The organism is Comamonas squillarum, assembly GCF_025309455.1.
Lineage (GTDB): Bacteria > Pseudomonadota > Gammaproteobacteria > Burkholderiales > Burkholderiaceae_C > Comamonas > Comamonas squillarum.
The window spans coordinates 3,350,727-3,367,423 of sequence record NZ_CP104377.1 but is presented as its reverse complement, the minus strand read 5'-3'; the positions used below and the strand labels follow the sequence as shown (position 1 = coordinate 3,367,423).

The 16,697-nt window shown below is 66.7% G+C and carries 13 protein-coding genes; 8 read left to right on the top strand and 5 right to left on the bottom strand.

What is annotated here, in order from left to right; translation table 11 throughout:
* Nucleotides 1-6 precede the first annotated feature (6 nt).
* Both N4T19_RS15685 and N4T19_RS15680 read right to left on the bottom strand, forming a co-directional pair.
* Nucleotides 7-1,083, bottom strand: coding sequence for an ABC transporter substrate-binding protein (locus N4T19_RS15685; protein ID WP_021029043.1), 1,077 nt, complete (start codon nt 1,081-1,083; stop codon nt 7-9).
* A gap of 50 nt (nt 1,084-1,133) precedes the next feature.
* On the bottom strand, nt 1,134-2,564 hold the full coding sequence (locus N4T19_RS15680) for an FAD-binding oxidoreductase (protein ID WP_260718483.1): 1,431 nt from the start codon (nt 2,562-2,564) through the stop codon (nt 1,134-1,136).
* Between the two features lie 293 nt (nt 2,565-2,857).
* Here N4T19_RS15680 and N4T19_RS15675 point away from each other — a divergent pair, with 293 nt between their 5' ends.
* Nucleotides 2,858-4,072, top strand: coding sequence for an ABC transporter substrate-binding protein (locus N4T19_RS15675; protein WP_116927606.1), 1,215 nt, complete (start codon nt 2,858-2,860; stop codon nt 4,070-4,072).
* Nucleotides 4,073-4,183: 111 nt separating this feature from the next.
* Nucleotides 4,184-6,085 carry an ABC transporter permease gene (locus N4T19_RS15670; RefSeq protein ID WP_182344152.1) on the top strand — a complete coding sequence of 634 codons (1,902 nt, stop codon included), beginning with the start codon at nt 4,184-4,186 and terminating at the stop codon, nt 6,083-6,085.
* A gap of 49 nt (nt 6,086-6,134) precedes the next feature.
* On the opposite strand, the gene N4T19_RS15665 is transcribed toward N4T19_RS15670, so the two are convergent.
* From N4T19_RS15665 to N4T19_RS15655, 3 genes are all read right to left on the bottom strand, one after another.
* Nucleotides 6,135-6,494: a signal protein gene (locus N4T19_RS15665; RefSeq protein ID WP_409935116.1), complete on the bottom strand. Its 360-nt coding sequence runs from the start codon at nt 6,492-6,494 to the stop codon at nt 6,135-6,137.
* Nucleotides 6,495-6,637: 143 nt separating this feature from the next.
* A complete protein-coding gene (locus N4T19_RS15660; RefSeq protein ID WP_260718482.1) occupies nt 6,638-8,242 on the bottom strand; it encodes a DUF3482 domain-containing protein in 1,605 nt (534 codons plus the stop codon).
* Between the two features lie 13 nt (nt 8,243-8,255).
* Entirely contained in the window at nt 8,256-9,770 is a 1,515-nt protein-coding gene (locus tag N4T19_RS15655; protein WP_260718481.1) for a DUF2868 domain-containing protein, read from the bottom strand.
* Between the two features lie 101 nt (nt 9,771-9,871).
* Here N4T19_RS15655 and trpB point away from each other — a divergent pair, with 101 nt between their 5' ends.
* The 6 genes from trpB (at nt 9,872) to N4T19_RS15625 (ending at nt 16,697) form a co-directional block, all read left to right on the top strand.
* Nucleotides 9,872-11,071, top strand: coding sequence for a tryptophan synthase subunit beta (gene trpB / locus N4T19_RS15650; protein ID WP_409935115.1), 1,200 nt, complete (start codon nt 9,872-9,874; stop codon nt 11,069-11,071).
* Between the two features lie 194 nt (nt 11,072-11,265).
* Nucleotides 11,266-12,267 carry a LysR family transcriptional regulator gene (locus tag N4T19_RS15645; protein ID WP_260718480.1) on the top strand — a complete coding sequence of 334 codons (1,002 nt, stop codon included), beginning with the start codon at nt 11,266-11,268 and terminating at the stop codon, nt 12,265-12,267.
* Between the two features lie 11 nt (nt 12,268-12,278).
* Nucleotides 12,279-13,766 carry a SidA/IucD/PvdA family monooxygenase gene (locus tag N4T19_RS15640; RefSeq protein WP_116927600.1) on the top strand — a complete coding sequence of 496 codons (1,488 nt, stop codon included), beginning with the start codon at nt 12,279-12,281 and terminating at the stop codon, nt 13,764-13,766.
* A complete protein-coding gene (locus N4T19_RS15635) occupies nt 13,763-14,737 on the top strand; it encodes an ABC transporter permease (protein ID WP_116927599.1) in 975 nt (324 codons plus the stop codon). The genes N4T19_RS15640 and N4T19_RS15635 overlap by 4 nt, the downstream gene beginning before the upstream one ends.
* The gene (locus N4T19_RS15630) at nt 14,734-15,672 is read left to right on the top strand and encodes an ABC transporter permease (RefSeq protein WP_116927598.1); all 939 of its coding nucleotides are present in this window, start codon (nt 14,734-14,736) and stop codon (nt 15,670-15,672) included. The genes N4T19_RS15635 and N4T19_RS15630 overlap by 4 nt, the downstream gene beginning before the upstream one ends.
* The gene (locus tag N4T19_RS15625; protein ID WP_116927597.1) at nt 15,669-16,697 is read left to right on the top strand and encodes an ABC transporter ATP-binding protein; all 1,029 of its coding nucleotides are present in this window, start codon (nt 15,669-15,671) and stop codon (nt 16,695-16,697) included. Before N4T19_RS15630 ends, N4T19_RS15625 begins: the two co-directional genes overlap by 4 nt.

Below are 16,697 nucleotides of genomic sequence, written 5' to 3'. Positions count from 1 at the left end.
CAGCGCTTACTTGAGCACCCAGCCGTTGAACTTCTCGATCACCGCAGCCTGGTTGGCCACCCAGTACTTGGCATCGATCTGCACGCCGTTCTTGATGTTGTCGGGATAGGTGGGCGATTCCTTGGCCAGCTCGGGCTTGATGAACTTGAAGGCTTCTGGCTGGGTCACGCCGGCGGCAAAGTACTGGGTCAACGAGGCCATGCGCTGGGGCTCGGACGCGAACTTGATGAACTCGCGGCAGGCGTCGGCATTGGGCGTGCCCGCCAGGATGGACCAGCTGTCCACGCCCCAGATGTTCTGGTTCCAGACGATGCCGATCTTGGCGCCATCGGCATTGGCCGACTGCGGGCGCGACACCCAGGTGGCGATCATGTCGACTTCGCCGGACTTGAGCATCTGCTCGACCTGGGCGCCCGAGTTCCACCAGACATCGATCTTGGGCTTGATCTCATCGAGGGCCTTGAAGGCGCGGTCCAGATCCAGCGGGTACAGCTGCGCAGCAGACACGCCCGAGGCCATCGCGGCCTGCTCCAGCGTGTCAAACGGGTGCTTGCGGATGCCACGGCGGCCGGGGAAGTCCTTGACGTTCCAGAAATCGGCCCAGGACTTGGGCGCGGCGCGGCCCTTGAAAGCCTCTTCGCGGTAGGCCAGCACGGTGCTGTAGACATTGGTGCCCACGCCGTAGGGCGACATGTACTGCGCCGGGATGGTCTTGACGAAAGGGTCGTTTTCCAGGCCGTGCTTTTCCAGCAGCACCTTGCCGCCTTCGGTCAGCAGCAGGATGGCCGGCTGGCTGATCTTGGCCATGTCCCAGGTGTAGTTCTTGGTCTCGACCATGCTGCGGATCTGGGCCACGGGCTCGGCCGTTGCCTGCACCCCCACCACTTCGATGCCGGTCTTCTGCGTGAAAGGCTTGTAGTACACCGCGCCATAGGCCTTGGTGTAGATACCGCCGTCATCACGCACCACGATACGCTTGGACGTGGCACGGGCATAGCGCAGTACGGCAGGTGCAGCAATCAGGCCTGCGCCAGCCACGGCCGCCTTCAGTGCGGTGCGACGGGAGGTAGTGATCTCAGTCATAAAGTGTCCTTTCGAAGGAAGAGGCAGGGGAAGTCAAGGGAGGGAGGGGATCAGGGGGCGGGCGGCAGCAGGCGCCCGGGGTTGAAGCGCTGCTGCGGATCGATGGCGCGCTTGATGGTCTGCATCAGATCGAGCTCGACGGCGGGCTTGAACAGCGCCATCTCGTCGGTCAGCACCTGGCCGATGCCATGCTCGGCGCTGAAGGTGCCTGCCAGCGCGCAGGCCACTTCGTTGACGGCCTGCTTGACGCGGTGCGAGAGCTGGTCCTGCTCAGCGGGCGAGAGCGCCTGCCACTGCGCAAACTGCATCTGCGGGATGAAGTGCACATTGCCGTCGCCCAGGTGGGCCACGATGATGATGGGCGCGCCCGGCACGATGCCGTGCGCGGCGGCCGTCGCCTGGGTGATGAACGCCGGGATGGCCGACAGCGGCACCGCCGGGTCGGTGTTGATGCCGATGCCGGCCTTCTTGTTGCCTTCGGAGACGCTGTGGCGCACCTCCCACCAGTCGGCCTGTTGCTTGCCGTTGGTGGCGATGGCCGCATCCAGCAGCAGGCCCTCTTCGGCGGCGGCCGACAGCGTCTCTTCGAGCGCAGCGGACAGCAGCGCCTCGTCACAGGTGTCGGTCAGCTCCACCAGCACATGCCAGGGGTAGCTGGGGCTGAGCGGCGCGCGGCGGTCGGCCACATGGCCCAGCACAATGTTCAGCTGCACATCGTTGAGCATCTCGAAAGCCGACAGCGAGGCGCTGCAGCGGCTCTGGAACCGGGCCAGCATGGCGATGGCCGCCTGGGGCGATTCCACCGCCAGCCAGGCCATCGCGCGCGCCGTGGGCAGCGGGTGGAGCTTGAGCGTGGCGCCGGTAATGATGCCCAAAGTGCCTTCTGAGCCAATGAACAAATGCTTGAGATCAAAGCCGGTGTTGTTCTTGCGCAGGCCGTAGAGCCCTTCCCAGATGCGGCCATCGGGCAGCACCACTTCGAGGCCCAGCACGTTCTCGCGGGTATTGCCATAGCGCAGCACGCCCGTGCCGCCGGCATTGGTTGCGATATTGCCGCCGATCTGGCAGGAGCCTTCGGCGCCCAGGCTCACCGGGTAGAGGCGCCCATGGCTGCGGGCGGTCTCCTGCACGGTCTGCAACACGCAGCCGGCATCGACCACCATCGAGTTGTTGGCCGGATCGACCGCGCGCACCTGGCGCATGCGGCCCAGGTTGATGACCACGGTCTCGGGCAGATCGGCACGCGGAATCGCGCCTTCGCAGAGGCTGGTATTGCCGCCCTGGGCCACGACCGGCACCTGCGCTGCATGGCAGATCCGGACCACCTCCGCCACCTGCGCCGTCGTCGACGGGAACAGCACGCACTGGGCCTGGCCCTGGTAGCGGCCGCGCCAGTCGGTCACATGGCCGGCCAGGTCCTGCTGGCTGCGGAGAACTGCGCTATCACCAAGCAACGCGATGAAGGTCTGAATCAATGCCATATGCCCACGGGTCCAAAGTCTGGGAGAGGAACCGATGATCGCTAATTCTTAATAAGATTAGTATTAGATGAAATACGAATACATGTGATCGAATGACAATTAGTCAAAATCTGGCTAGGGCGCCGCAGGCCGCAAAACCTGTCGCACCAAGCGGTCAAAAACGCATCGGCATCCGCATGCGGGCAGCCCTTTGCAGGCCCGGGCGTTCACAGCGCGCGGAAGCCGTCACAATAGCGGCCTGAATGTCAGCGCCTGCCTCCGCTGTGGGGCCGGTCTCACCTGGAGACTTTTGCATGCGTATTTCTGCCCGCACCCCTCTGTTGTCCCGCACGGCCAGTGCGCTGGTGCTCGCTGGTCTGGGGGCCTCGGCTGCCCAGGCGGCCGGTGTCATCAAGATCGGTGAGATCAACAGCTACAAGAACCAGCCCGCTTTTTTGGAGCCCTACAAGCGCGGCATGGAGCTGGCGGTGGACGAAGTCAACCGCGCAGGCGGCGTGAACGGCAAGAAGCTCGAGCTGATCACGCGCGACGACAATGCCAACCCGGGCGATACCGTGCGCGTGGCCGAGGAGCTGATCGCGCGCGAAAAGGTCGATGTGCTGGCCGGCGGCTTTCTGTCGAACACCGGCATGGCACTGACCGATTTTGCCAAGCAGCGCAAGTTCTTCTACCTTGCTACCGAGCCGCTGACGGACAAGATGGTCTGGAGCAATGGCAACGCCTACACCTTCCGCCTGCGCCCCTCCACCTACATGCAGGTGTCGATGCTGGTCGAAGAGGCGCTCAAGCTCAAGAAAAAGCGCTGGGCTCTCGTCTACCCCAACTACGAGTACGGCCAGTCCTCAGTCGCCACCTTCAAGGCCAAGATGAAGGCGGCCCAGCCTGATGTGGAGTTCGTCACCGAGCAGGCCACCGTGCTGGGCAAGGTCGATGCCGGCAGCGTCGTGCAGGCGCTGGCCGATGCCAAGCCCGATGCGATCTTCAATGTGCTGTTTGCCACCGACCTGACCAAGTTTGTGCGCGAGGGCAATACGCGCGGCCTGTTCAAGGACCGCGAGGTCGTCAGCGTTTTGAGCGGCGAGCCCGAATACCTGGACACGCTCAAGGCCGAAACGCCCAATGGCTGGATCGTCACCGGCTACCCCGTGCACACGCTGAAGACGCCCGAGCACAAGGCCTTCTTCGACGCCTACCAGGCCAAGTACAAGGACTACCCGCGCCAGGGCTCGGTCGTTGGCTATGCCGGCATCAAGTCGCTGGCCGAGGGCATCAAGAAGGCCGGCAACACTGACACCGAGGCGCTGATCAAGGCCTTTGAAGGCCTGCAGGTCGTGTCGCCGTTTGGCCCGATCACCTGGCGCGCGCAGGACCACCAATCGACCATGGGCGCCTATGTGGGCAAGCTCAAGAACGTGGGCGGCAAGGGCGAGCTGGTGGACTATGTCTACCGCGATGGCAAGGACTACCTGCCCAGCGATGACGAAGTGCGCAAGATGCGCCCGCAGTAAGCTGATGGAACGCTGCCTGGCCCCCGCAAGCGCCGCAGGTCGGTGGGCGCGCATGCCCCGCTGGCTGGGGCGGCAAGACGGCCAGGCATGGCGACAAGCGCAGGGAGGCGCATGAGTTTTTCCGGTCTGCTGGTGCAACTGCTCAATGGCCTGGCCGGCGCCTCGTCGCTGTTTCTGGTGGCCGCCGGGCTGTCGCTGATTTTTGGCGTCTGCCGCATCGTCAACTTTGCGCATGGGTCCTTTTACATGGTGGGGCTGTACGCGGCCTATGCGCTGGCCGAGGCCATGGCGCCCCTTGGGGGCGGCTGGGGTTTTTGGCTGTCGCTGCCGCTGTCGGCCATCGCCGTCGGGCTGCTGGGCGGTGTGGTGGAGGTGCTGCTGCTGCGCCGCATTTACAAGGCGCCCGAGCTGTTTCAGCTGCTCGCCACATTTGCGCTGGTGCTAGTGATCAAGGATGCGGTGCTGTGGCTGTGCGGGCCCGATGAGCTGCTGGGCCCGCGCGCGCCGGGGCTGGGCGGCGCGGTCGATATCCTGGGCCGCGCCTTTCCAAGCTATGACCTGTTCTTGATCGCGGTGGGCCCACTGGTGCTGGGTGCCACCTGGCTGCTGCTGCACCGCAGCCGCTTTGGCATGCTGGTGCGCGCCGCCACGCAGGACCGCGAAATGGTGGGCGCTTTGGGCGTGCGCCAGGCCTGGCTGTTCACGGCGGTGTTTGCGCTGGGCGCCGCGCTGGCCGGGCTGGGCGGCGCGCTGCAGCTGCCGCGCGAACCGGCCACCCTGGAGCTCGATCTGCAGACCATTGGCTCGGCCTTTGTCGTGGTGGTGGTCGGCGGCATGGGCTCGCTCACCGGTGCCTTTGTCGCGGCACTGCTGGTGTCCACCGTCAAGGCGCTGTGCATCTGGCTGGGCGTGGTGCAGATCGCCGGTATCGATATTGCGTTTCCGCAGCTGACCTTGGTGGCGGACTTTTTGGTGATGGCCGTGGTGCTGGTGCTGCGCCCCTGGGGCCTGCTGGGCAAGCCGCAGGCCGCGAGCCGCAGCCAGGGCCTGCGCGAGCAGCCGCTGCGCGCCCCCCCGCCTGCCTTGAAAGCCGTGGGAGCTGCTGTGCTGCTGGCCTTGCTGGCGCTGCCCTGGGCGGTCGATGCGCAGTCCTACACCCTGGTGCTGATGGTGGACCTGGTCATTGCCGCGCTGTTTGCGACCAGCCTGCATTTCTTGATGGGGCCGGCAGGTCTCCATTCCTTTGGCCATGCGGCCTTCTTTGGCCTGGGCGCCTATGGTGCGGCGCTGCTGCTGAACGCGGCGGGCCTGCCGATGCTGTGGGCGCTGCTGCTGGCGCCACTGCTGGCGGCCTTGGGCGGCCTGTTGACCGGCTGGTTTGCGGTGCGGCTGACGGGCGTGTATTTCTCGATGCTGACCCTGGCCTTTGCGCAGATCATCTGGGCTACCACCTTCCAGTGGGATTCGGTCACCGGGGGCAGCAATGGCCTCACGGGTGTCTGGCCGGCGGCCTGGCTGGAGGACAAGCGCTGGTTCTACCTGCTGACCCTGCTGCTGGCCACCGCTGGCGTGCTGGCGCTGTGGCGGGTGCTGTATGCGCCGCTGGGCTATGCGCTGCGTGCCAGCCGCGACGCACCGCTGCGCGCCGAGGCCATCGGCATTGCGGTGGCGCGGGTGCAGTGGATGGGCTTTGTGCTGGCTGCCTCGGTGGCCGGGCTGGCGGGCGCCTTGTTTGCGTTCTCCAAGGGCAGCATCTCGCCCGAGACCATGTCGGTGGCCAAGTCCGTCGATGGCCTGGTCATGGTGCTGCTGGGCGGTGTGCAGACCTTGGTGGGGCCGATTCTGGGCGCCTTCAGCTTTACCTGGCTGCATGACGCCATGGCGCGCAACACCGACTACTGGCGTGCCACCTTGGGCGCGGTGATTCTGCTGCTGGTCTTGCTGTTCCCCCAGGGCATTGCCGGCTACGGCAAGCGCTGGTGGCAGTGGCTGGTGCAGCGCCGGGCAGCGTAAAAAACCCTGCGGGTTTGCGCAGGGTCTGGGTGGTGCGGGGCGGCGCCGATCAGCTGTTGCAGGCCTTGCTGCCCTTGGCCGGTTGGATGCCCTTGGCTTTCGCATCTGCCACCGTCATGTACTCGCCTTGCTTGGTGGTGCCGTAGTAGCGGTCACCTTGGCAGTGGTAGATCTTGGAGCTCGTATTGGCCCAGACCTTGCCGGCACCGCCGCCAGGGGCGGGGGTCTTGGCCTTGGCCTTGTCGGCAGCGGCCGCTGGCGCTGCGGCTGGGGGGGCCGCCGGCGCGGCCTTGGCGGCAGGGGCTGGTTTGGCCGCCGGTGCCGTGCCCGCTGCCGGTGTCTGGGCAAAAACTGCCGCTGTGCTGCACAGGGCGATACCGCTGATCCAGGCTTTCCAGGTATTGCGCATAGAACTCTCCTGTCGTTTTGTTGCAAGGGATGCCGGGCCTCAGGGCCATGGCACCCCCATGCTGCGACGGGCACCTGCAAAAAACAACCGGGTCAATGCGGATATATGTTTTTTATCGCCATTAATTTTTTAATTGCTTGTTTTTATTGATTGTTGGCATGAGCACTGCCTGCCGGTCGATCCATGTCGGGGTACAGGCGGCCTAGCGCCTGGTGCAGGCATTCACCGAGCTGCAGCTGCAGCGCCTGCAAGTGGGCGGCGCGCGCCTCGTCGCTCAAACCGGCATCGGCGGCCAGGCTGCCCAGCGCCTTCCACTGCTGCTGCCATTGGGTGGCGCGGTGCTGCACGGCGGCCTGCACGGCCTCGCTCCACTGCGCCGGCGCGCTGGGGCTGGTGTAGCGCCCGCGTCCCCGGCCAAAGTGCGAGATCACCAGGTACTTGAGCAGCAGCTGGCCGGTCAAGGCGCTCAGGTACTCGGGCGAGAGGTGAAAGCGCTGGGCCTGCTGGTCAAACATCTTGTTGGCGCTCCAGGCGGCACCGGCAAAGGTGACGGCACCCACCAAGGCGCCCACCAGCGCGCCTGCGCCCAAGGTCATGCCGCCGGCCACCATATCGGCGCCCAGGCCGGTTGCAGCACCAGCCGTGAGCGCGCCCCAGAGGCTGGCCGTCTGCGGATCCAGCGGTGTGCTGGTTTTCAGGTGGTCCTTGAGCTGCTGCTGGATCTGGCTGGCCGCCTGGCCATCGAGCTGGTGCAGCGCCAGCAGCGCCTGGGTGCTGGCCAGGTCGGCCTGCTGCAGGGACTGGGTCAGGCGCTGCATCGCGGCGGTCTGCTCGGGGCTGAGCTCGGCGCCCTCAGGACCACTGCCACGGATGGCCTGTGCAACCGAGCCGCTCACCTTGCTCCAGGCGCGCTGCCAGAGCTTGTTGTCGCTGGTCTGCACGGTCTCCTGCGCAGTGGCCGCCAGCAGCAGCTGCTCGGCCAGGGCCTGCAGGCTGGCCGCTTCGCGCGCTTGCTGGCGCTGTGCGCGGGTTTGCAAGAGGCGCTGGTAGGCCGGCTGCTTGGCATCGGGCAGCAGCGGCGCGATGGACTGCATCACCTGCTTTTCATGCCACCAGCTGCGCGTGAAGGCATCGAGCACCTGCACCGAGCGCACGGTGCCGGCAAACTCGGCCGTCGCCGCGCGCCAGCGCTGCAGGTCGGCGGCGGTTTGGGTGGCTGTGGTGTCACTGCCGATCTGGTTGAGCAGCACCAGCACGGGCTTGTCCATCCACTGCAGGATGCGCATCTCGCTGGCCCAGTAACCGGCGTCGGCCGGGTCTTCGGCGGCATTGACCAGGTAGAGCATCACATCGGCATGGTCACGCGCGGCCTGCAAGGCGCGCTGGCTCATGTAGAAGGGCTTGTCGCGCCAGCGGTCCCAGACATTGGACAGAAACCAGCCCAGCGGGTTGCCCTGCTGCTTCAAGCGGTTGTAGAGCCGCACCGAATCGCCAAAACCCGGCGTGTCCCAGAGCCACAGTTCATCGCCTTGCTCGGTGCGCTGCAGCAGGTATCGCTGCGATTGGCTGGTGACATGGGCGGCGTCCTGGACTTCGCCAATGTCCTCGGCGACCAGGGTGCGGGCCAGGGTGGTCTTGCCGATATTGGTGTGCGACAGCAGGCACCAGGCGATGGTCTGGTCGTTGGCTGCATCCGCTGCCTGCGGCACAGCGGCGGGGAGTGGGGGGGCGTTCGTCATCTCGGTCATCGTGCGGGTCTCGTCAGGTGCCGGTGGTGATCAGCTGCGCGTTGAAGCCGTGCTGCTGGGCAAATTCCTGCCACAGCGCTTCGCGCTCCTGCAGGCGGCGGGGGGCGCCGGCATTGCGGGCGGCAAAGTCACTGGCCCAGAGCCAGAGCTCGCCGTTGGCGCCAAAGCGGCTGCGCAGCTGGGCCAGCAGCTCGCCATGTACCTCGGCCTCGGGCGTGGCTGACAGGTTGATGAGCGCAATGGCCTGCGCAGCGGGCGCCAAATCGACGGCCGGCAGCGCAGCGCCATAGGCCAGCGTCGGCAGCCAGTCGACATGGGCGCCGGCGCCATACAGATCGGTCGCAAAGTGGTCGATCGCGGCGCGCCGCTCGGGCGTCACATCCATGCTGAACGGCAGCAGCACCAGGCGCGTGGCCAGGCCGCCAAAGTCGCGCTGCAGCCGGGCAAAGTAGGCCTGGTTCAGCGGCAGCTGCAGGTGCTGGCTGCGCCAGCGCGCGCGCAGCCCTTGCCATAGCGCCAGCAGCACACGCGGTACCACCACGGTGGCGCCCAGCAAGGCGGTATAGGCCCAGACCCAGCGCGCGCCGACACCGGAGGCGGGGGCTGCCATGGCCTGGGTTGCCGGGGCCGATGGCGCCGCGGGCAGGCTGCTGCTCACCCAGCCTTGCAGCGCCTGGATATCGGTCAGGCTCCAGGGCGTCGTCCACTGCAGCCATTGGGTGGGGGCGAACAGGAGGTTGAGCCAGTGCTGCACCTGCGGGGCCGACAGGAAGGTGCTCTCCCAGCCGACCTGGTATTCCTTGGTGAGGCCCGTGAGCCAGAGCGAGGCCAGTGCGCCCACGGCGACCAGCGCCGCGCCCAGGTGCAGCCACAGCAGCCATTGCGCGTTGCGCACCCCTTCGCTGGCCTGCCACCAGTTGCGCTCAAAGCGCAGCGCCATCTTGCGCAGGCCGCTGCCGCGCAGCGCGGGCATGGCCTTGCCGCGCAGGCGGGCGATCCAGCCGGGGTGCTCATCGGCAGCAGCCGCGCTGGGTGCCGTGCCGGCTGGCGTGGGCTGTGCGGGCTCCCAGGGCGCCACGCGCGCTGGCTGGCGCCGTGCCAGGCGCAGCAGGCTGCGCAGCAAGAGCACGGTGTACATCAGCAGGTTCCACAGCACGATGCCCATCAGCGACAGCGACAGCAGATCGACCCGGTGCGGATCGGTAATGCGGTGGCTGGCAAAGCCAAGGCACAGCGCCAGCAGGCCGATCGCCAGCGGTGCCCAATGCGCCAGGCCCGGGGCATGCTGCCACAGCTGGCGCACATCAGCGGGCAACTGGCTGGCCTGGATGATGCGCTTGGCGCGCAGCTGCAGAAACTGGGCAAAGGCGGCCTGGCCGGCCTTGCCACCCAGCGCGGGCTTGCCCAAGGTGTGCAGCACCTCCTGCGTGATGGCCTCGCAGCGCGCAGCGCTGGGCAGGGCCTCATGGGGCGGTGAGGTCTCGATGGCATGGGCCAGGGCGATGTCACGAACGGCGTCAGCTTTCATGGCAGCTATTGTGGCATCGGGAAAACCTGCAAGGTTTTGCCTGGAGTGCTGTGGTATCAACAAGCTTTGCCTTCACAGAGATAAAGCAGCCTATGACAACCATGATGAACTTTGCTGAGATGCCCGATGCCAACGGTTTCTTTGGTGACTACGGCGGCCAGCTGGTGCCCCCGCATCTGAAAAAGGCCATGGACGACATCGCCGAGGCCTACGAGCAGATCGTGCAGCGCCAGGATTTCCAGGACGAACTCCAGCAGCTGTTCCAGGACTATGTGGGCCGCCCCAGCCCGATCTTCCATGCCCGCCGTTTGTCAGAGCAGCTGGGCGGCGCGCAGATCCATTTGAAGCGCGAGGACCTCAACCACACGGGGGCGCACAAGATCAACCACTGCCTGGGCGAGGCGCTGCTGGCCAAGTTCATGGGCAAGACCAAGGTGATTGCCGAGACCGGCGCCGGCCAGCATGGCGTGGCGCTGGCCACCGCCTGCGCGCTGGTGGGCATCCCCTGCGAGATCCACATGGGCCAGGTCGATATCGAAAAAGAGCACCCCAATGTCACCAAGATGCGCATCCTGGGCTGCAAGCTGGTGCCGGTGACCTTTGGCCAGGCGACTCTGAAGGAGGCGGTGGACAGCGCGTTTGAGGAATACCTCAAGGATCCGACGAACTACCTGTATGCGATCGGCTCGGTGGTGGGCCCGCACCCGTTTCCGAAGATGGTGCGCGACTTCCAGTCCATCGTCGGGCGCGAGGCGCGCGAGCAGTTCCAGACCCGGCACGGCAAGCTGCCCGACTATGTGGCCGCCTGCGTGGGCGGTGGCTCCAATGCGATGGGCATCTTTACGGCCTTTCTGCCCGATGCCAGTGTCAAGCTAGTGGGCGTGGAGCCAGCGGGCGAGGGCGTGGACCAGCCGGGCAAGCATGCCGCCACCTTGTCGGTGGGCAAGCCCGGCGCCATCCATGGCATGAAATGCTATGTGCTGGAGAACGCCGATGGCAGCCCTGCGGCCGTGCATTCCATCGCTTCGGGCCTGGACTACCCCGGCGTGGGCCCGCAGCACAGCTACTTGAAGGACCTGGGCCGGGTCGATTACCAAGCCGTGGACGACCAGGCCTGCCTCAACGCCTTCATGACCCTGTCGCGGGTCGAGGGCATCATCCCGGCGCTCGAAAGCGCCCATGCCGTCGCCTGGGCCATGGGTATCGCGCCGCAGCTGGACAAGGGGGTGAACATCCTCGTCAACCTCTCGGGCCGGGGCGACAAGGACGCCGATTATGTGGCCAAGAAGCTGGGGCTCTGAGCGAGTTTTGAGCTAGAAGCAGCCGGAAACGGCCGTCACGCAGGGAGCGCATGCTCCCTTTTTTGCGTGGCTACGGCATAGCGCAGGTCGCCTGGTACTCGGGTAAATACGCTTCTGCTATTTGGATATGTCTATTTAGTATTTGTGGATTGCATACTCGATAGCTCAGAATGCGGTTTTCGCATTCAATACCCATGGAACTTCGCCAGCTTGAGGCCTTCGCGGCCGTGATCTCGACCGGCAGCGTGACGGCCGCCGGGCGCATGCTGGGCCGCTCGCAGCCCGCGATCAGCCGCCTGGTGCAGGAGCTGGAGCAGGAGATTGGTTACGCGCTGTTCAGCCGCAACGGCCCGCGCATTACCCCGAATGAACAAGGCTTTTTGCTGTACGAGGATGTGGCCCATGCGCTGCACAGCCTGCAACAGATCCGCCAGCGTGCCCGCGAGATTGCAGGCGGCAGCCAACGCCCGCTGAACCTGCTGGCCACGCCGGCGCTGGCCGCGGGCCTGGTACCTGCGGCGCTGGCGCGGCTCGAAGGCGCGATGGCGCAGAGCATCTCGCACATCCAGCTGCGCAGCGCCTCGCCCGAGCAGGTGGCGCAAGGCGTGCTGACGGGGGCCGCCCAGCTGGGCGTGAGCAGCCTGCCGCTGGAGCACCGGGGCCTGCAGGTGCACTGGATTGGCCGCGCGCCCTGCGTGGCGGTGCTGCCCGAAGCGGACCCACTGGCCGCGCTGGACGTGGTGCCGCTTTTGGCACTGGCCGAGCGCCGCATCATCACCATGGCCAACCCCTACCGCTTGCGTGGCCGCCTCGATGAAGCCTTTGCCGCTGCCCGCCCGGGCGCGCAGCCGGGCGAGACCCAGTTCATGGAAACCAATGCTTCGGTCAATGCGATGGCCGCCGTGCGCGCCGGCCTGGGCGTGTCGGTGCTGGAGCCGGTGACGGCGCTGGGCCTGCCTTTGCAAGGCGTGGTGGTACGCCCGCTCGATACCGAGATCCCGTTTTTGTTTGGCGTGGTCAGCCAGCAGGCCACGCCGTGTACGCCTGCGATGGATGCGCTGTGCCAGGCCTTGACCGAGGTGGCGCACGCGCTGCTGCCCGGCTTTGTACTGCATGACGCACGCGCCCACGCCGCGCTGCTGGAAGAAATGCTGCCCGAGGGCCAGCGGCCCGCTGCGGGCACACCAGAATTTTGAGAGAACCACGCATGAACGACGAACGCTTACTGCCGCCCCAGGGGCTGGCCGCACTCGAAGCCCGGGTGCGCCAGGACCTGGCCTGGCTGGACCTGCCCGCCAAGGACTGGCTGCCCGAGACCGCGCTGGAGGGCGAGCCGGTGCTGCCCGTGGCCATCATCGGCGGCGGCATGTCGGGCCTGGCCGCATGCGCGGCGCTGCGCTTCATGGGCGTGCCGGCCGAGATCTTTGACCAGTCGCCGGCGGGCTTTGAAGGCCCCTGGGCGACGACGGCGCGCATGGAAACGCTGCGCTCACCCAAGCAGCTCACCGGCCCGGCGCTGGGCAAACCGGCGCTCACTTTCCGCGCCTGGTTCGAGTCGCAGTTCGGCCTGGAGGCCTGGGAGGCGCTCGACAAGATCCCGCGCCTGCAGTGGATGGACTACCTGCGCTGGTACCGCCAGGTGCTGGCGCTGCCGGTGCACAACGGCCACAAGGTGCTGGCCGTGCGCCCACGCGGCGCCGATGGCGTGGTGCAGCTCGATCTGGAGACGCCCGGCGGCGCACGCAAGGTGCTGGCGCGCCATGTGGTGCTGGCCACCGGCCGCGACGGCCTGGGCGGCGCCTATGTGCCCGAGATGGCACGCAGCCTGCCGCGCGACCGTTGGGCCCATTCGTCAGACAGCACCGATTACGCCCAACTGGCTGGCCAGCGTATCGGCGTGGTGGGGGCCGGTGCCTCGGCGATGGACAGCGCAGCGACGGCGCTGGAGAGCGGCGCGGCCAGCGTTGATCTGCTGATCCGCCGCAACGACATTCCCCGCGTCAACAAGGGCAAGGGTGCCGGCAGCCCGGGCCTGACCCATGGCCACCTGCAGCTGCCCGACGACTGGAAGTGGAAGATCCGCCACTACATCAATGTGCAGCAGGTGCCGCCACCCCGGGGCAGCACCTTGCGCGTCTCGCGCCATGCCAATGCCCGCTTCAACCTGGGCTGCGCGATCGAGCGCATGGAATGGACCGGCGACGAGATCCGCGTCCATACCTCCAAGGGCGTGTTCCACCTGGACTTTGTCGTGTTCTCCACCGGCTTTCGCATCGACTGGAATGCGCGCAGCGAGTTTGCGCCCTTTGCCGCCCATGTGCGCAACTGGGGCGACCGCTACCGCCACCCCGAGGGCGAGGACGACCAGGAGCTGTCCGATTCGCCCGACCTGGGCCCGGCCTTCGAGCTGCAGCAAAAGATTCCCGGCGCCTGCCCGGGGCTGGAGCGCATCCATGCGTTCTCCTACCCGGCCGCGCTGACGCATGGCACGGTGTCCGGCGATATTCCTGCGATCAGCGTGGGCGCCGAGCGCCTGGCACAGGGCATCAGCAGCCGCCTGTATGCCGAAGATGTGCAGTGGCATTTCGAGAAGCTGCAGGCCTTCAGCGACCCCGAGGTGTTTGGCGATGAGTGGACGCCGGCTGAACCACCTGGCCAGGCCACCGCACTGCTGGACAAGGCGGGCGCACCATGATCGGCTGGCTGCTGCGCCGCCTTGTGCAGGCCGTGGTGGTGGTGCTGCTGATGACGGTCATCGTCTTCGTCGGCCTGCATGCCATCGGCAACCCGGTCGATATCCTCATCGGCCAGGACGTGGACCAGGTCGAGCGCGCGCGCATCATCGCCCAGCTGGGCTTTGACCAGCCGCTGTGGCGCCAGTACCTGGGCTTTGTCGGCGGCGCGCTGCAGGGCAACCTGGGCGTGAGCTTTGTCTACAACGTGCCGGCGATCGAGCTGATTTTGCAGCGCCTGCCTGCAACCCTGGAGCTGGCGATTGCCGCGCTGGTCATCGCCGTGGTGCTGGGCGTGCCGCTGGGTCTGCTGGCCGGACTCTATCCCGAGAGCTGGTTTTCCAAATCCATCATGGCCGGCAGCATCGTGGGCTTTTCGCTGCCCACGTTCTGGGTCGGCCTGATGCTGATCATGACCTTCAGCGTGTCGCTGGGCATGCTGCCGTCGAGCGGGCGCGGCCAGACGGTGGAGTTCCTGGGCGCGCAGTGGTCGTTTCTGACCACCGATGGCCTGCGCCACATGCTGCTGCCTGCGATCAACCTGTCGCTGTTCAAGATCTCGCTGGTGATCCGTTTGACGCGCGCCGGTGTGCGCGAGGTGCTGCCGCTCGACTATGTGAAGTTTGCCCGCGCCAAGGGCCTGTCGCCGCTGCGTGTGGTGGGCCTGCATGTGCTGCGCAATACGATGATTCCGCTGGTCACCGTGCTGGGCCTGGAGCTGGGCTCGACCATCGCCTTTGCGGTGGTGACCGAGAGCATCTTCTCCTGGCCGGGCGCTGGCAAATTGATTCTGGACAGCATCAATGCGCTGGACCGTCCCGTCATCGTCTCCTACCTGGTGGTGGTGGTCTGCCTGTTTGTCACGCTCAATCTGATCGTGGATATCTTGTACAAGGTGCTCGACCCCCGCGTGCGCCTGGAGGGCGCAGCATGAGCGGCACCAACACCCCTGCCAACGCCCCCGTGGGCACGGCCCCGGCCGCGGCGCTGCGCCAGCCTTCGCCCTGGCGCGCGCATGTGGCCGATTTTCTGGCCTCGCGCCTGGCGCTGTTTGGCCTGATCGTCGCCGTCGTGCTGATCCTGGCGGCGCTCGTCGCGCCCTGGATCACGCCGCAGAACCCCTATGACCTGCAGCAGCTCGATGTGCTCGATGCGCGCCTGCCGCCGGGCTCAGCCAATGGGCTGGCCAGCTTCCACTACCTGCTGGGCACCGATGGCCAGGGGCGCGATCTGTACTCGGCGATTCTCTACGGCCTGCGCATCAGCCTGCTGGTGGGCGTGGGCTCGGCGCTGATTGCCGGCGTGGTGGGCACCTTGCTGGGCCTGCTGGCCGCCTATGCCGGTGGCAAGACCGACACGATCATCATGCGCGTGGTGGACCTGATCCTGTCCTTCCCCTCGATCCTGGTGGCGATGATGATCCTCGCCTACCTGGGCAAGGGCGTGGGCAATGTGGTGCTGACCCTGGTGATCCTGGAATGGGCCTACTACGCCCGCACGGCACGCGGCCAGGCCCTGGTCGAGCGCCGGCGCGAGTATGTCGAGGCGGCGCGCTGCCTGGACATCCCCAACTGGCGCATCATGGTGCGCCACATCCTGCCCAACTGCCTGCCGCCGCTGATCGTGATCGGCACCCTGCAGATCGCCCGCGCCATCACCCTGGAGGCCACCCTGAGCTTTCTGGGCCTGGGCGTGCCGGTGACCGAGCCTTCGCTGGGCCTGCTGATCTCCAACGGCTACCAGTTCATGCTCTCGGGCCAGTACTGGATCAGCTTCTACCCCGGCATTGCGCTGCTGGTCACCATCGTGGCGATCAACCTGGTGGGCGACCGCCTGCGCGATGTCCTGAACCCGAGGAACACCCGATGAGCAGCGTGCCCACCTTGCAGGTGCGTAATCTGCGCACCGAGTTTGCGACCCGCGCCGGCACCCTGCGCGCGGTCAACGATGTGTCCTTCACCTTGGAGCGCGGCCGCATCCTGGGCCTGGTCGGCGAGTCCGGCTCGGGCAAGTCCGTCACCGGCTTTTCCATCATGGGCCTGGTCGATGCACCGGGCCGCGTGACCGGCGGTGAGGTGCTGTTCCAGGGCCGCGACATCACCAAGATCAAGCCGCGCGAGCTGCGCCAGCTGCAGGGCAACCGCATCGCGATGATCTTCCAGGACCCGATGATGACGCTCAACCCCGTGTTGCGCGTGGACACGCAGATGATCGAAGCGGTGCGCGCCCACACCTCGGCCAGCAAGGCCCAGGCGCGTGAGCGGGCCCGCGAGACCCTGGCGATGATGGGCATTGCCAGCCCCGACGAGCGCCTGCAGGCCTACCCGCACCAGCTCTCGGGCGGCATGCGCCAGCGCGTGGCCATTGCGACTGCGATGCTGCACCGGCCCGATCTGATCATTGCCGACGAGCCCACGACGGCGCTGGATGTGACCATCCAGGCGCAGATCCTGTCCGAGGTGCAAAAGCTCGCGCGCCAGCAGGGCACGGCGCTGATCTGGATCACGCATGACCTGTCGGTGGTGGCTGGTCTGGCCGATGAAGTGGCTGTCATGTATGCCGGCCGCATCGTTGAGCAAGGCGGCGTCGATGCCGTGCTGGACAGCCCCCTGCACCCCTATACCGCTGGCCTGATCGGCAGCCTGCCGGCCAACAACCGGCGCGGCAGCCGCCTGCAGCAGATTCCCGGCATGACGCCCAATATGCTGCAGCTTCCTCCCGGCTGCGCCTTTGCCGCGCGCTGCACCCGCGCCACTGCCGCCTGCCAGGCCCAGCCTGAGCAGACCGAGCCGCTGCCCGGCCGCCTGGTGCGCTGCTTTCACCCGGCGCTGACCGCCAGCGCCCCAAGCACCCTTGGTGCCACCGCGCCGCAAGGCCTGGAGGCCCGCGTATGA

What these genes read in the sequence shown, in the direction of transcription:
- N4T19_RS15685 (WP_021029043.1), bottom strand. Translation starts at nt 1,083, where the DNA reads ATGACTGAGATCACTACCTCCCGTCGCACCGCACTGAAGGCGGCCGTG.
- N4T19_RS15680 (WP_260718483.1), bottom strand. Translation starts at nt 2,564, where the DNA reads ATGGCATTGATTCAGACCTTCATCGCGTTGCTTGGTGATAGCGCAGTT.
- N4T19_RS15675 (WP_116927606.1), top strand. Translation starts at nt 2,858, where the DNA reads ATGCGTATTTCTGCCCGCACCCCTCTGTTGTCCCGCACGGCCAGTGCG.
- N4T19_RS15670 (WP_182344152.1), top strand. Translation starts at nt 4,184, where the DNA reads ATGAGTTTTTCCGGTCTGCTGGTGCAACTGCTCAATGGCCTGGCCGGC.
- N4T19_RS15665 (WP_409935116.1), bottom strand. Translation starts at nt 6,494, where the DNA reads ATGCGCAATACCTGGAAAGCCTGGATCAGCGGTATCGCCCTGTGCAGC.
- N4T19_RS15660 (WP_260718482.1), bottom strand. Translation starts at nt 8,242, where the DNA reads ATGACCGAGATGACGAACGCCCCCCCACTCCCCGCCGCTGTGCCGCAG.
- N4T19_RS15655 (WP_260718481.1), bottom strand. Translation starts at nt 9,770, where the DNA reads ATGAAAGCTGACGCCGTTCGTGACATCGCCCTGGCCCATGCCATCGAG.
- trpB (WP_409935115.1), top strand. Translation starts at nt 9,872, where the DNA reads ATGATGAACTTTGCTGAGATGCCCGATGCCAACGGTTTCTTTGGTGAC.
- N4T19_RS15645 (WP_260718480.1), top strand. Translation starts at nt 11,266, where the DNA reads ATGGAACTTCGCCAGCTTGAGGCCTTCGCGGCCGTGATCTCGACCGGC.
- N4T19_RS15640 (WP_116927600.1), top strand. Translation starts at nt 12,279, where the DNA reads ATGAACGACGAACGCTTACTGCCGCCCCAGGGGCTGGCCGCACTCGAA.
- N4T19_RS15635 (WP_116927599.1), top strand. Translation starts at nt 13,763, where the DNA reads ATGATCGGCTGGCTGCTGCGCCGCCTTGTGCAGGCCGTGGTGGTGGTG.
- N4T19_RS15630 (WP_116927598.1), top strand. Translation starts at nt 14,734, where the DNA reads ATGAGCGGCACCAACACCCCTGCCAACGCCCCCGTGGGCACGGCCCCG.
- N4T19_RS15625 (WP_116927597.1), top strand. Translation starts at nt 15,669, where the DNA reads ATGAGCAGCGTGCCCACCTTGCAGGTGCGTAATCTGCGCACCGAGTTT.